At 74.0% G+C, this 13,568-nt stretch carries 13 protein-coding genes and 1 pseudogene; 13 read left to right on the forward strand and 1 reads right to left on the reverse strand.

Annotated features, from left to right (window positions below):
* Positions 1-69 precede the first annotated feature (69 nt).
* The 12 genes and pseudogenes from rimP to ACFYO8_RS18670 all read left to right on the forward strand — a co-directional run bounded on the left by rimP (position 70) and on the right by ACFYO8_RS18670 (position 11,494).
* Positions 70-717 carry a ribosome maturation factor RimP gene (rimP, locus tag ACFYO8_RS18615; RefSeq protein WP_354865653.1) on the forward strand — a complete coding sequence of 216 codons (648 nt, stop codon included), beginning with the start codon at positions 70-72 and terminating at the stop codon, positions 715-717.
* Entirely contained in the window at positions 714-1,760 is a 1,047-nt protein-coding gene (gene nusA, locus ACFYO8_RS18620) for a transcription termination factor NusA (RefSeq protein WP_354865651.1), read from the forward strand. The genes rimP and nusA overlap by 4 nt, the downstream gene beginning before the upstream one ends.
* A gap of 15 nt (positions 1,761-1,775) precedes the next feature.
* Positions 1,776-2,112: pseudogene (locus tag ACFYO8_RS18625) on the forward strand (YlxR family protein).
* Positions 2,113-2,205: 93 nt separating this feature from the next.
* Positions 2,206-5,232: a translation initiation factor IF-2 gene (gene infB / locus ACFYO8_RS18630; RefSeq protein WP_354865649.1), complete on the forward strand. Its 3,027-nt coding sequence runs from the start codon at positions 2,206-2,208 to the stop codon at positions 5,230-5,232.
* A gap of 82 nt (positions 5,233-5,314) precedes the next feature.
* Positions 5,315-6,358 carry an SAM-dependent methyltransferase gene (locus tag ACFYO8_RS18635; RefSeq protein ID WP_354865647.1) on the forward strand — a complete coding sequence of 348 codons (1,044 nt, stop codon included), beginning with the start codon at positions 5,315-5,317 and terminating at the stop codon, positions 6,356-6,358.
* 41 nt (positions 6,359-6,399) lie between these two features.
* Positions 6,400-6,693 (forward strand): DUF503 domain-containing protein, encoded by a 294-nt coding sequence (locus ACFYO8_RS18640; protein WP_354865645.1) that lies wholly within the window; start codon positions 6,400-6,402, stop codon positions 6,691-6,693.
* Between the two features lie 174 nt (positions 6,694-6,867).
* Entirely contained in the window at positions 6,868-7,365 is a 498-nt protein-coding gene (rbfA, locus tag ACFYO8_RS18645; RefSeq protein WP_354865643.1) for a 30S ribosome-binding factor RbfA, read from the forward strand.
* A complete protein-coding gene (locus ACFYO8_RS18650; protein ID WP_354865641.1) occupies positions 7,362-8,381 on the forward strand; it encodes a bifunctional oligoribonuclease/PAP phosphatase NrnA in 1,020 nt (339 codons plus the stop codon). The genes rbfA and ACFYO8_RS18650 overlap by 4 nt, the downstream gene beginning before the upstream one ends.
* Positions 8,382-8,453: 72 nt before the next feature.
* Positions 8,454-8,861, forward strand: coding sequence for a hypothetical protein (locus ACFYO8_RS18655; RefSeq protein WP_354865639.1), 408 nt, complete (start codon positions 8,454-8,456; stop codon positions 8,859-8,861).
* Positions 8,861-9,070 carry a DUF6186 family protein gene (locus ACFYO8_RS18660; RefSeq protein ID WP_354865637.1) on the forward strand — a complete coding sequence of 70 codons (210 nt, stop codon included), beginning with the start codon at positions 8,861-8,863 and terminating at the stop codon, positions 9,068-9,070. The genes ACFYO8_RS18655 and ACFYO8_RS18660 overlap by 1 nt, the downstream gene beginning before the upstream one ends.
* 544 nt (positions 9,071-9,614) lie before the next feature.
* Positions 9,615-10,124: an adenylate kinase gene (locus ACFYO8_RS18665; protein ID WP_354865636.1), complete on the forward strand. Its 510-nt coding sequence runs from the start codon at positions 9,615-9,617 to the stop codon at positions 10,122-10,124.
* Positions 10,125-10,171: 47 nt separating this feature from the next.
* A complete protein-coding gene (locus tag ACFYO8_RS18670) occupies positions 10,172-11,494 on the forward strand; it encodes an MATE family efflux transporter (RefSeq protein WP_354865634.1) in 1,323 nt (440 codons plus the stop codon).
* A gap of 59 nt (positions 11,495-11,553) precedes the next feature.
* On the opposite strand, the gene ACFYO8_RS18675 is transcribed toward ACFYO8_RS18670, so the two are convergent.
* Positions 11,554-12,549 (reverse strand): hypothetical protein, encoded by a 996-nt coding sequence (locus ACFYO8_RS18675; RefSeq protein ID WP_354865632.1) that lies wholly within the window; start codon positions 12,547-12,549, stop codon positions 11,554-11,556.
* 109 nt (positions 12,550-12,658) lie between these two features.
* Between ACFYO8_RS18675 and truB the strand changes: the two genes are divergently transcribed.
* Positions 12,659-13,543: a tRNA pseudouridine(55) synthase TruB gene (gene truB / locus ACFYO8_RS18680; RefSeq protein ID WP_354865630.1), complete on the forward strand. Its 885-nt coding sequence runs from the start codon at positions 12,659-12,661 to the stop codon at positions 13,541-13,543.
* Positions 13,544-13,568 lie beyond the last annotated feature (25 nt).

The raw sequence follows: 13,568 nt of genomic DNA on the forward strand, positions 1-13,568 counted from the left end.
GCCGAACGCCCGCACCGGCCCGGACAACACGGCCCGCGGGTCGTGGCAACAGCAGGAGAGGTGCGCGCAATGACGCAGCGTGGCCGTGCCACCCGGCCGACGGGGCCCGCCGGGCGGCCCCGCCGGTCCGACGGCCCCCGCGGCACCGACCGGAGCGGCGCACCCCGCGGCGATCTCGCCGCCCGCCGCAACCGGCTGCGCGAGGTGATCGAACCGGTTGTCACCGCTGCCGGTTACGACCTTGAAGACCTCTCCGTCTCCCGCGCCGGCCGGCGGCACGTGGTCCGGGTGATCGTGGACGCCGACGGCGGGATCAACCTGGACGGCGTGGCGGACGTCTCCCGCGCGGTCTCGGCGGCGCTGGACGCGGCCGAGGAGGCCGGTGGCGACATCGTGGCCGGCGAGTACCAGCTCGAGGTCAGCTCGCCCGGCGTGGACCGCCCTCTCACCCTGCCCCGGCACTGGCGGCGCAACGCCGGCCGGCTGGTCAAGGTCACCGTCCGCGGCGACGCGGGGGACCGCCAGCTCACCGGCCGGATCACGGCCGCCGACGACGAACGCGTGGTGCTGGAGACCGACGCCGGCCCCGCCGAACACCCGTACGCCGAACTCGGGCCCGGCCGGGTCCAGGTGGAGTTCAACCGCCTGGACGACCTGGCCGACGAGGACTTCGGCGACGACACCGACGACGAAGATCTGGAGGACGAGGAGAGGTGAACATCGACCTCGCGGCGCTGCGCGCCCTGGAGCGCGAGCGGGAGATCCCGTTCGACACGATCCTCGCGGCGATCGAGACCGCGCTGCTGACCGCCTACCGGCACACCGACGGCGCCGAGCCGCACGCCCGGGTGGAGATCGACCGCAAGAGCGGGGCCGCCTTGGTCTACGCGCAGGAGATGGACGCCGACGGCACGGTGGCCCGGGAGTGGGACGACACACCCCACGACTTCGGGCGGATCGCCGCCATGACCGCCAAGCAGGTGATCCTCCAGCGGCTGCGCGAGGCCACCGACGAGGTGCACTTCGGCGAGTACGTCGGCCGCGACGGTGACCTGGTCACCGGCGTGGTGCAGGCGCACGAGACGCGCCGGGAGAAGGGCATCGTCAGCGTCGACCTCGGCAAGCTCGAAGGCGTCCTGCCCCAGTCCGAGCAGGTCCCGGGCGAGGATCCGCAGCACGGCGAGCGGATCCGCTGCGTGGTCGTGCACGTGGCCAAGGGCATGCGCGGGCCGCAGATCACGCTGTCCCGCACGCACCCGGCGCTGGTGAAGAAGCTGTTCGCGCTGGAGGTCCCGGAGATCGCCGACGGCACCGTGGAGATCGCCGCGATCGCGCGTGAGGCAGGTCACCGTACGAAGATCGCCGTACGGTCGACCACACCCGGCGTGAACCCCAAGGGCGCCTGCATCGGCCCGATGGGCCAGCGGGTGCGCGCCGTGATGAGCGAGCTGCACGGCGAGAAGATCGACATCATCGACTGGTCGGACGACCCGGCGACGTTCGTCGGCAACGCGTTGTCGCCGGCCAAGGCGCTGCGGGTCGAGGTGGTCGACCTGGCCACCCGTACCGCCCGGGTGACCGTCCCGGACTTCCAGCTCTCGCTCGCGATCGGCCGGGAAGGACAGAACGCCCGCCTCGCGGCGCGTCTGACCGGTTGGCGCATCGACATCCGGTCCGACGCGGAGACCGTCGCGCCGGGCGGCGGCCGGGGCGGAGCTGATCACGTACCGGAGCCGGGCGGCGCGATCTCGGGCAGCTAGGGGTAGACTGACTCAGTGGCACGACGCGCGCTGCCGGAGCGCACCTGTGTGGGCTGCCGGAAACGAGCGCCGGCCAGCGAGTTGTTGCGGATCGTCGCGGTTGGTGACGAGGCTGGTCACGCCAGCCTCCGGCCCGATCCGGCCCGCATACTGCCGGGTCGGGGAGCGAACATGCACCCTGATCCGGCCTGCTTCGCGCAGGCGGTGCGGCGTCGCGCCTTCGGGCGGGCACTGCGCCTCACCGGGGTTCCTGACCCCGGTGCGCTTGCGGAGCACGTCGACGCGCAACCCCCGACGACCGGTCAAGCCCGACCGGTCGAGGGTCGCTAGCAAGGTAGGACGACCGACATGAGCACACGATGAAGTCCCTGAAATGACCAGGCTTCAAGTGCAGGAGTGAGGTCGCTGCGGGTGCTGCCCGCACGACCTCGGAGTGAGGAGTGCAGTGGCAGGAAAGGCCCGCGTACACGAGCTTGCCAAGGAGCTCGGGGTCGAAAGCAAGACCGTTCTCGCCAAGCTCAAGGAGATGGGCGAGTTCGTGAAGTCCGCGTCCAGCACCGTCGAGGCGCCTGTCGCCCGACGGCTGCGTAACGCGTTCGTGGCGTCCGCCGGTTCCCCGGCGCCCGCCGCCCCGCCGGCAGCCGCCTCGAGCGGCCCGGCACCGACCCCGATGCCCACCCCGACCCCGGGCGCGCCCCGGGTCTCGGCCAGGCCGACGCCGCCCCGGCGTCCGTCCGCGCCGACCCCTGGACCGAAGCCCAAGGGCCCGGTCCCCGGCCCGCCGCAGCCGGCGACTCCGGTCGCCAAGCCGGCGAGCGCGCACGACATCGAAGTGGCGGCCGCCGAGGCGCGCGCCGCCGCGCTCAAGGCTGAGCAGGAGGCCGCGGTCAAGGCCGCCCAGGCCGCCCGCCAGCAGCAGCGCGAGACCGTACGCCGGGAGCCTCCGGCTGAGGGCGGTCCCCGTCCCGGTCCGCGTCCCGGCCCGAACGCCATGCCGCCGCGTCCGGGTTCCCCGGCCGCCGGTCGGCCCGGCGGCCCGGGTCAGGGCCAGGGCCCCGGTGCCCGGCCCGGCGGTCGTCCGCCGGCGCGTGGCGCCGGTAACAACCCGTTCGGTATCCAGGGCGGTCAGCAGCGTCCGCCGGCCGCCGGTGCGGCCGGTCCCCGGCCCAGCCCGTCCGGCATGCCGCCGCGGCCCAGCCCGGCGTCCATGCCGCCGCGGCCGAGCCCGGCGTCCATGCCGAGCCAGCGCCCGACCACCGGCCGCCCCGGCGGCCCCGGTGGGGGTCGTGGCGGCCCCGGTGGCGGCGCGGGTCGCCCCGGCGGCGGCCCCGGTGGCGGTGGCGGTGGCTACCGCGGTGGACCCGGTGGTGGCGGCGGCGGTGGCGGTGGCTACCGCGGCGGTCCCGGTGGTGGCGGCGGCGGTGGCGGTGGCTACCGCGGCGGTCCCGGTGGTGGCGGCGGTGCTCCCGGCGGTGGTTTCCGTCCGGGTGGTCCGGTCGGCGGCGGTGGCCGTCCCGGTGGCGGCGGCCGTGGCCGTGGCGGTGGCGCGGCGGGTGCCTTCGGGCGTCCGGGCGGCCGGCCGACCCGTGGCCGCAAGTCCAAGAAGCAGCGCAGACAGGAGTTCGACAACCTGTCGGCGCCGACCATGTCCTCGGGCGCGCCCCGCGGTCAGGGTCAGGTCGTCCGGTTGTCCCGTGGCGCCTCGCTGTCGGACTTCGCCGACAGGATCAACGCCAACCCGGGTTCGCTGGTCCAGGAGATGTTCAACCTGGGCGAGATGGTGACGGCGACCCAGTCGTGCTCCGACGAGACCCTGCAGTTGCTGGGTGAGCACCTCGGCTTCGACGTGCAGATCGTCAGCCCGGAGGACGAGGACCGCGAGCTGCTCGCGCAGTTCAACATCGACCTCGACGCCGAGGTCGCGGCGGACCGCCTGGTCAGCCGTGCGCCGGTGGTGACCGTCATGGGTCACGTCGACCACGGTAAGACCAAGCTGCTCGACGCGATCCGTAAGGCGAACGTGGTGGCCGGCGAGGCGGGTGGCATCACCCAGCACATCGGCGCCTACCAGGTCCACGTCCCGCACGAGGGCGAGGACCGCGCGGTGACGTTCATCGACACCCCGGGTCACGAGGCGTTCACCGCCATGCGTGCCCGTGGTGCCCAGGTCACGGACATCGTGATCCTGGTGGTCGCGGCGGACGACGGCGTCATGCCGCAGACCATCGAGGCGCTCAACCACGCCAAGGCGGCGGACGTGCCGATCGTGGTCGCGGTCAACAAGGTCGACAAGCCCGAGGCGAACCCGGACAAGGTCCGCCAGCAGCTCACCGAGTACGGCCTGGTCGCCGAGGAGTACGGCGGCGACACCATGTTCGTCAACGTGGCGGCCAAGCCCGGCATCGGCATCGAGGAACTGCTCGAGGCCGTGCTGCTGACCGCCGACGCGTCGCTGGAGCTGACCGCTGCCATCGACGGGCCGGCGCAGGGTGTGGCCATCGAGGCGCACCTGGACAAGGGCCGTGGCGCGGTGGCGACCGTGCTGGTGCAGAAGGGCACCCTGCGTGCCGGCGACTCGATCGTCGCCGGTGGGGCGCACGGCCGGGTCCGGGCCATGCTGGACGAGAACGGCAAGCCGGTCGATTCGGCCGGTCCGGCGCGTCCGGTCATGGTGCTGGGTCTGACCACGGTGCCGGGTGCGGGTGACACCTTCCTGGCCGCCGCGGACGACCGGACCGTGCGGCAGATCGCCGAGCAGCGTCAGGCGCGGCGACGGGCGGCGTCCTTCGCCAACTCCCGTGGCCGGGCCACCCTCGAAACGCTCATGGAGCAGCTCAAGGAGGGCGAGAAGACCTCGCTCAACCTGGTGCTCAAGGGTGACGTCTCCGGTTCCGTGGAGGCGCTCGAGGACGCGCTGTTCAACCTGGACATCCCGGAGGAGGTCCAGCTTCGGATCATCCACCGGGGCGTGGGTGCGATCACCGAGAGCGACGTCATGCTCGCGAGCGCCTCGTCCGAGGCGGTCACGATCATCGGCTTCAACGTGCGGGCCTCCAACAAGGTCCGCGAGATGGCCGACCGCGAGGGCGTGGAGATCCGGTACTACACCGTCATCTACCAGGCCATCGAGGAGATCGACGCCGCGCTCAAGGGTCTGCTCAAGCCGGAGTACGAGGAGGTCGAGCTGGGCACCGCGGAGATCCGCGACGTCTTCCGCTCGTCCAAGATCGGCAACATCTCCGGCTGTATCGTCCGGTCCGGTCTCATCCGCCGCAACGCCAAGGCGCGGCTGCTGCGGGACGGTGCGGTCGTGGCGGACAACCTCACGATCAGCTCCTTGAAGCGGTTCAAGGACGACGCGACCGAGGTCCGCGAGGGCTTCGAGTGTGGTCTGACGCTGGGCGGCTACAACAACGTCCAGGTCGGCGACGTCATCGAGACGTTCGAGATGCGCGAGAAGCCGCGCGCCTGACAGCCACGCGTACGACCGGCCGGCGGCCGGGGCCCTCGGGCCCCGGCCGTCGCCGTTTCCGCAGGCTGCGACAATCTGCGGCGTGATCCGGTACGCACTGCTCCTCGCCCCCTCCGCCAACCGCGTCTACGCCGACGCGGCGGCCCGGCTGGCCCGCGCCGAACTGGCCGTGTTCGCCGGCTCCGGCGTGCTCGGCGTCGTACCGGCCGACGCGGAGGTGACGAGGATCGGCGGGGTGGAGTACCTGACGTTCGGCACCGCCGAACCCGGGCTCGGCGAGCGGGACCTGGCCCACCTGGCGAACCTGTCGGCCGCGTACGCGCTGTTCGAGCGCGTCGGCGACGACCTGTTGCGGCCGGTGCCGCTGCGCCCGCTGGCCCGGTACGACTCGGACCTGATCACCATCCCCAAGTACGCCGGTAAGACCAACGAGCAGTTCACCCGCCTGCTGCTCAACGTCACGGTGCTCGCCTCCGCCGCCGCGCCCCGGATGCTGGACGGGCCGGTGGTGGTGCTCGACCCGCTGTGCGGCCGGGGCACCACGCTCAACCAGGCGCTGATGTACGGCTACGACGGCATCGGCATCGAGCGTGACAGTCAGGACGTGGAGGCGTACGCGGCGTTCCTGCGTACCTGGCTGCGCCGCAAGCGGCTCAAGCACACCGCGGAGACCACGTCGGTGCGCCGGGACCGCAAGCTGGTCGCCCGCCGCTTCGAGGCCGTCGTCGCACCGTCGCGGGACGAGCACCGGGCCGGCGCCACACAGCGGGTCACAGTGCTGAACACCGACACCATCCGTGCCCGCGAGGCGTTGCGCGCCCGGTGCGCCGACGTGATCGTCACCGACGCGCCGTACGGGGTGGCGCACGGCAGCCGGACCGGCCAGGGGCTGTCGCGCAGCCCGCTGGAGCTGCTCACCGCGGCCGTGCCGGTGTGGCGGGAGCTGCTGCGCCCCGGTGGCGCGCTTGGCGTGTCCTGGAACACCCACGTGGCCCCGCGGGCGCAGGCGGAGGCGGTGCTCGCCGACGCCGGGCTGCGCGTGCTGGACGGCCCCGGCTTCGGTGACTTCGCCCACCGGGTCGACCAGGCGATCGAGCGGGACGTGCTGGTGGCGGTCGCGCCTTAATCGGGTGCCGGGGCGCGCCGCCCGGCGTACCGTTGCTCGCCGTGTATACCGGAACCGCGCTGTTCGACCTGTTGCTCCCGGGTGACTCCCGGTCCCTGAAGGCCAAGCGGTCCTACGTCCGGCCGATCGTCGCCGCGCTGCGCAAGTTCGAGGTCTCCGCCGCCGAGGTGGGGGCGCTGGATCTGCACGGCCGGGCCGAGATCGCTGTGGCGGTGGTGGCCGCCGAGCCGGCCCACGTCCGCGAGGTGCTCGACTCCTGCGAGCGGCTGGTCGCCGCCCGCCCGGAGACCGAGCTGCTGTCGGTGCGCCGTCGCCTGCACGGCGCGGACGACTGACCGCGCGGCACTCGGGCCGTGCCGCGCGAGCGCCGGCCGGGCGCGGGTAGTGTTCTTCAGCGTTGGGCGGTCGGACCCGGCGGCGCCCACGCGCCCGCCGTCTCCGGCCGACGACCCGGATCACACGGGGATCCGGCGTCGTCGTGGGTAAAGGTGATCCCGGAGGTGGGGGACATGACGGATCAGGCAAAGATTCGCCGGCACGCGGAGCGCATCCGGGAACTCGTCGCGTCGGTGGTGCGCAGCCAGATCAAGGACCCCCGGCTCGGCATGATCACGATCACCGACGCCCGGATCACCGCCGACCTGCGCGACGCCACCGTCTTCTACACGGTGCTCGGCGACGCGACGGCCCAGGCGAGCACCGCCGCCGCGCTGGAGAGCGCCAACGGCATGCTGCGCAGCACCGTCGGCAAGGCGCTCGGGCTGCGTCACTCGCCGACGCTCACCTTCGTCCTCGACGACGTGCAGGACCAGGTCAAGCACATCGACGACCTGCTCGCGGCCGCGCGTACCGCCGACGCCGAGGTGCAGCGGCTGGCCGCCAAGGCCTCGTATGCGGGCGAGCCCCAGCCGTACCGGGTCGAGGAGGACGACGAGAACGCCGACGGCGCCTCGACCGAGGACGAGGACGAGGACGACGACGAGCCGCGCGCCGGCGAACGCCGGTGACCGAGGCCGCCGGGCTCACCGAGACCGCGTGGGCCGCCGCCGTCACGGCGGTACGCGACCTCCCCGCCGACGCGCGGGTGCTGCTGATCTGCCACGTCAACCCGGACGGGGACGCGCTGGGCAGCATGCTCGGCTTCGCGCTGGGCCTGCGCCGGCTCGGCGTACGTGATCTCCAGGCCACCTTCCCCGGCCCGCCGGAGGTGCCCGAGCCGTTCCGCTGGCTGCCCGGCATGGACCTGCTGGTGCCGCAGGACGACGCATACCCTGATCCCGACCTGGTGATCTGCTTCGACGCGGCGAGCGAGTCCCGGCTGGGTGACCTGGCCGGCCGGCTGGACACGGCGGGCAGCTCGCTGGTGCTCGACCACCACGCCTCGAACAGCGGGTTCGGCCGGATCAACCTGGTCGATCCGCACGCCGCCGCCACCTCGGTGGTCGCGCTGGAACTGCTGGACCGGCTCGGCGTGACGGTCGACGCGGAGATCGCGACCGGGCTGTACGTCGCGCTGACCACCGACACCGGCTCGTTCCGCTTCGAGGCGACCACCCCGGCCGTGCACGAGACGGCCGCGCGCCTGGTGGCCACCGGCATCCGGCCCGGCGACATCTCCCGGCGGGTCTTCGACACCCGTCCGTTCGGCGCGGTCCGCCTCTTCGGCGAGGTGCTGGGCCGGGCCACGCTGGAACCGGCGGCCGCTGCCGGGCACGGCCTCGTCTGGACGTACGCCACCCGCGCGGACCTGGCCCGCCACGCCCAGCCCGCGTACGTGCTGGAGGCGCTGATCGACTCGGTGCGCTGCACGGCCGAGGCGGACGTGAGCTGCGTGGTCAAGCAGGCGGGCGAGGCGGAATGGGCGGTGTCGCTGCGCAGCAAGGGCGCGGTGGACGTGAGCCGGGTGGCGATGGCGCTCGGCGGCGGCGGGCACCGGTTCGCCGCCGGTTTCACGGGGCGGGGGGCGCTCGACGAGGTGGTCGGCCGGATCCGCGCCGAGCTGGCGACCGCAGGTGTGAGCTGATCGGCGCGTTTTCGGGGGATCGCGACGCGTGCCGGGCTTTCCGCCGTGCGTCACGCTGAGGACAATCGGGTGATGGATCATCCCCGTGAGCTCACCGTCGAGGCGCCCCGGGCCTGGGACCGGCCGGTCGTCTCCGTGCCGGTGCTGATCTGCCTGTCCCTGGTCGGCGGCCAGATGCCGTCCTTCTCGACCGCGGCGAACCTCTACATCCTCACCACCGGCGGGGGGTTGATCTGGGTCGGCCTGAGCAACCGGGTGCCCCGGCGTCCGGCACCGCGCCGGTTGCCGTCGGTCGCGCTCTGGTGGCTGGTGCCGGTTACCGTCTTCGGGGTCTTCGAGGGGGCGACGTTCGTGATGGCGGCGGGCGACGACTTCCCCACCTTCTCCCGGCTGGCCGATCCGCTGCTGGAGGACAACCTGGTCCGTTCTGCGGCCTGGTTCGCGTGGCTGTCCACGTTCTGGGGAATGGTGCGCCGTTGATGCGGGCACTGGCGATCGGCGGGTTCCTGGTCTCGATCGTGCTGTTCGCGGTCGTCGAGTGGGTCGCGCGCCGGGAGGGTTCGCGGATCCCGTCGATGGCCGACGTCTGCGCATTCGTGATGCGCTACGAGGTGGGCCCGGTGCCGGTCGGCCGGATCGGCCTGTTCGGGTTCTGGTGGTGGCTGGGCTGGCACTTCCTGGCCCGCTGACCGCCCTCGCCGAGGCGGGACGACGAGATTGATCTTTCCGCATTTCGGGAACAGTGAGCAGCATCTGGAAAGTGAACGTTAATTTGGGTGCGGGACCGGCGCTTCGCGGCGCTGGTCACGGGCGGTGGTGCCGCACCCGGCCCCGCCTCCCTCCAGGGTCAGACCGACCCGGGCTCCCGCTGCCAGGCGAGCCGCTCCGGTGATCCCGGACCGCTGCCGGGCGTTCAGCCGCCGACGACCTCCGGTCGTGGCGCGATGTGTCGTCGCGCCGATCCGGAGCGCCGGGCGCCCGTAGGACCGCCGTGTCCCGGCGGTCCGCACCCTGGAAGGACCCTCAGATGCCCAGCAAGCGCAAGCCGCGGACCGAGACCACCACCGACGAGGCGCGCGAGCAGATGCGCCGCGCGCTGCAGACCTCGATGGACACCCGTCAGTGACGTACGCCGTCCGGCGGTGACGCCGGCCGGGCCGCACGCGTGGCCCGACGCCGACGTCACCGCCGCTCGGGACCGACCGCCGCGCCCGGCAGCGCTACCGTCGCCCGGTGCGACGCATCCTGGTCGTCGGCGCCTCCGGTGCCGGCAAGACGGCCCTCGCCGGTGAACTGGCCCGGCGACTCGACCTTCCGCTGATCCACCTCGACCGCCACTACTGGCGCCCGGGCTGGACCGCCCCCGCCCCGGCCGACTTCCGCGCCGAGGTGGCCGCGCTCGCCGCCCGCCCGGCCTGGATCATGGACGGCACCTACGCGAGCACCCTCGATCTCCGGCTGCCCCGCGCCGACCTGCTGGTGCTCTGCGACACCTCCCGGCTGCGCTGCCTGGTCCGGATCGTCCGCCGCCGGTGGGCACATCGCGCAGCGCGCCGCCCCGACCTGCCCGAGGGCTGCCCGGAGCGGCTCGATCTCGACTTCCTGCCGCATGTCTGGCGCTTCCCCCGCGACTCCCGGCCCCGGGTGCTGGCCGCGCTGGCCGAGCACGCTCCCGGGCTGCCGGTGCGGCGCCTGCACGGGCGGCGTGACGCCGCCCGGCTCCTGGCTGACGTGGGTAAGTAGTCACGCTGCTTGCGGACCTTACTGAGCGCGTGCCAGGATCGGCGGCGATGAGCACGACTGCCGCCCCCGCCACCGCCGCCACACCCCGGCGGATCGCCGCGCTCGCGCTGCCCGCCCTGGTGGTGCTGGCCGCCGAGCCGCTCTACGTCCTGGTCGACACCGCGGTGGTCGGTCACCTCGGCCGGGTGCCGCTGGCCGCGCTCGCCGTCGGCGGCACCGTCATGACGCTGACCGCCTGGGTCGGCACCGTCGTCGCGTACGGCACCACCGGGCGCTCGGCCCGCCGCTTCGGGGCGGGGGACCGGGCCGCCGCGGTGGCCGAGGGCGTGCAGGCGTCCTGGCTCGCGTTGGCCACCGGAGTGCTGGTGGCGGTCGCCATCGGCATCGGCGGCGGCGCGCTGGCGCGTACCCTCGTCGGCGGCCCGGGCGAGGTGGCCGACGCCGCCGCCGGATGGCTGCGGGTCGCGGCGCTCGGCGCGCCCGGCCTGCTGCTCGCCGCCGCCGGCAACGGCTGGCTGCGCGGCATCCAGGACACCCGCCGGCCGCTGCTGTTCGTGCTCGGTCCCAACCTGCTCTCGGCGGTGCTCTGCCCGCTGCTCGTCTACCCGGCCGGGCTCGGGCTGGTCGGCTCGGCGGTGGCGAACGCGGTGGCGCAGACGCTCTCCGGCGTCCTGTTCGCGGGCGCGCTGGTGCGCGAGCGGGTCTCGCTGCGGCCCCGGCCCCGGGTGATCGGGCAGCAGCTCGTGCTCAGCCGCGACCTGCTCGTGCGCGGTGTCGCGTTCCAGGCCAGCTTCCTGTCCGCGACCGCCGTCGCGGCCCGCTTCGGCGCCGCCGCGGTGGGCGCGCACCAGATCGCCCTGCAACTGTGGTTCTTCACGGTGCTGGTGCTCGACGCCCTGGCCATCGCCGCGCAGTCGCTCGTCGGCGCCGCGCTCGGCGCCGGCGACGCGGCCGGCGCGCGGTTCGTGGCCCGCCGCGTCGCGCTGCTCGGCGGGCTGTGCGGCGTGGCGTTCGCGGTGCTGATCGCCGCCGGCGCCGGCGTGGTGCCGTCGTGGTTCAGCTCCGATCCCCAGGTACGCGAGCAGGCCATGACCGCCTGGCCCTGGTTCGTCGCGCTCCAGCCGATCGGCGGCGTGGTGTTCGCGCTCGACGGGGTGCTGATCGGCGCAGGCGACGTGCGCTACCTGCGCAACCTCACCATCGTGTGCGCGTTCGGCGGGTTCCTGCCGGCGATCTGGCTGGCCTACGGGCTCGAACTCGGGCTGGGCGGGATCTGGGCCGGGCTGACGCTGTTCGTGGTGCTGCGGCTGGCCGGCCTGCTGCTGCGGATGCGCTCGGGCGCGTGGGCGGTGGTCGGCGCGGTGCGCTGACACCGGTCAGCAGGGCTTGAACGAGCCGGGTCCGCCCATCCACGGCCCCGCCGGGCCGGTCAGCAGGTGTCCGGCAGGTCGACTGTCTTGTCCGGGTCGAAGACCGCGTCCGGGTCCGGGTCGGCCGGACCGCCGAAGGACGGCTTGCCGAGCGCCAGCAGCCCCTTGTCCAGCGCGGCGCAGTCGATGTTGGAGGTGTACGAGTCCGCCCGCTCGATCCACAGCCCGGCGGAGGCGGTGGTCACGTCGGCCGGGTGCGGGATGCTCCACTTCACCGTGTCGTGGACCACCACCACGCCGTCGCCCGGCGTGGGGCTGGTGGTGGGGAACGCGTACGCCCGGACGAAGTTCGTGGTCACCTCCAGGATGCGGATGCCGTCCCGGTCCTTCGTCGCCCGGTAGTTGATCCGGCCCTTGACCCGGGGCTGGTCGGCGGTGAGCCGGGCGCCCGGGGCAGGCCGGGTCGCGTAGGTGCCCGCCTCGCCGGTGGGGAAGTCGTCGCGCACGCCGGCCCGCGCGTCCGGGGCGAACTGGCGGACCAGCCGCTCCGGGTCCCTCGCGGTGAAGAACGTGCGGTCCAGCCGCGCGGTGATCAGCGCCTTGCGTACCCGGGTCAGCGCGTCGGCCACCTGCTTCTCGGTGAACGGGCCGATCCGCTTGGCCCGGGGCAGCGTGATCCCGGCCGCGCCCTCCGGGAAGCCGGCCGCCGGAGTGCCGTCGAACGGGCCGGCGACCGGTGGCGGCGACGCCGACGAGGACGCCTGCTCGCCGACCGGCAGGCTCACCGTCGGGTGCTCGGCCGCCGGCTCGCGCCAGCGCTGGAAGCCCTGGTAACCGAGGCCGCCGACGAGCCCGAAGAACGCGAGCAACGCCAGCGCGAGTACGCCGCCGAGCAGCTTGCCGGAGTGCCCGCCGAGCGCGATGCGCAGCCGGTCCGTGCGGCCGGGCGGCACCTCGGGCGCGGGCCGGCGCAGCCACTCGGGCACCGGTCCCAGTTCGTCCTCCGACGGGCCTGCGGTGGGGTGGGGGCCGGCGGCGGGGCGGTGATCGGTCATCGGACTTCCCGGGCAGACGGGGCGCTGGCGCACGATCTTGACACCCGGCCGAAGCTGGGCGGTATCCCCCGCAGGGCCGATCACGCACCGTCTGGCAGGCTTGGCGGTCGTGAGCACAGACGGTCTGATCGTGGTCGACAAGCCCGGCGGCATGACGTCGCACGACGTGGTGGCCCGCATCCGGCGGCTGGCCCGTACCCGCCGCGTCGGTCACGGCGGCACGCTCGACCCGATGGCCACCGGCGTCCTGGTGATCGGCGTGGGCCGGGCGACCCGGCTGCTCACGTACGTGATCGGCGCCGGCAAGAGCTACGCCGCGACGATCCGGCTGGGACAGGCCACCGTCACCGACGACGCCGAGGGCGAGGTGGTCGCGACCACCCCGGCCGGCGCCGTCACCGACGACGCGGTACGCGCCGCGCTGGCACCGCTCACCGGCGAGATCGACCAGGTGCCGAGCGCGGTGAGCGCCATCAAGATCAACGGACAGCGGGCGTACAAGCGGGTCCGCGACGGCGAGGCGGTCGACCTGCCCGCCCGGCGCGTCACCGTGTCGCGGCTGGACGTGCGCGCGATCCGCCGGGACACCCCGGACGTGGTGGACGTGGACGTGGACGTGACCTGCTCGTCCGGGACGTACGTCCGGGCGCTGGCCCGCGACGCGGGCGCGGCGCTCGGCGTCGGTGGTCACCTCACCGCGCTGCGCCGGACCGCTGTGGGCGGGTTCACGCTCGCCGAGGCGGCCACGCTCGGCCAGCTCGAGGAGCGCGCGCCGGACGTGGTGAACCTGCCGCTGGACGCCGCCGCCGAGCGGTTCTTCCCGCGCCGGGACGCCACCGCCGACGAGGCCCGGGTGCTGTCCCACGGCGGGCCGCTGACGCCGGCCGGGATCGCCGGTCCGTACGCCGTCTTCGACCCGGCGGGCGGGTTGATCGCTATCGTCAGCGAGCGGGACGGTCGGGCCCGCGCGGAGATCGTGCTGGCCCCGGCCTGAACGGCGCGCGGGCGGACAGGGGAGG

Origin of the sequence: Micromonospora sp. NPDC005257, from assembly GCF_042872445.1 — a bacterium.
Classification (GTDB): Bacteria; Actinomycetota; Actinomycetes; order Mycobacteriales; family Micromonosporaceae; genus Micromonospora.

Excerpts from the sequence above, each read along its gene's own strand:
- ACFYO8_RS18655 (WP_354865639.1), top strand. The coding sequence starts at position 8,454 with ATGGATCATCCCCGTGAGCTCACCGTCGAGGCGCCCCGGGCCTGGGAC.
- ACFYO8_RS18660 (WP_354865637.1), top strand. The coding sequence starts at position 8,861 with ATGCGGGCACTGGCGATCGGCGGGTTCCTGGTCTCGATCGTGCTGTTC.
- ACFYO8_RS18675 (WP_354865632.1), bottom strand. The coding sequence starts at position 12,549 with ATGACCGATCACCGCCCCGCCGCCGGCCCCCACCCCACCGCAGGCCCG.
- rimP (WP_354865653.1), top strand. The coding sequence starts at position 70 with ATGACGCAGCGTGGCCGTGCCACCCGGCCGACGGGGCCCGCCGGGCGG.
- rbfA (WP_354865643.1), top strand. The coding sequence starts at position 6,868 with ATGACGGATCAGGCAAAGATTCGCCGGCACGCGGAGCGCATCCGGGAA.
- ACFYO8_RS18670 (WP_354865634.1), top strand. The coding sequence starts at position 10,172 with ATGAGCACGACTGCCGCCCCCGCCACCGCCGCCACACCCCGGCGGATC.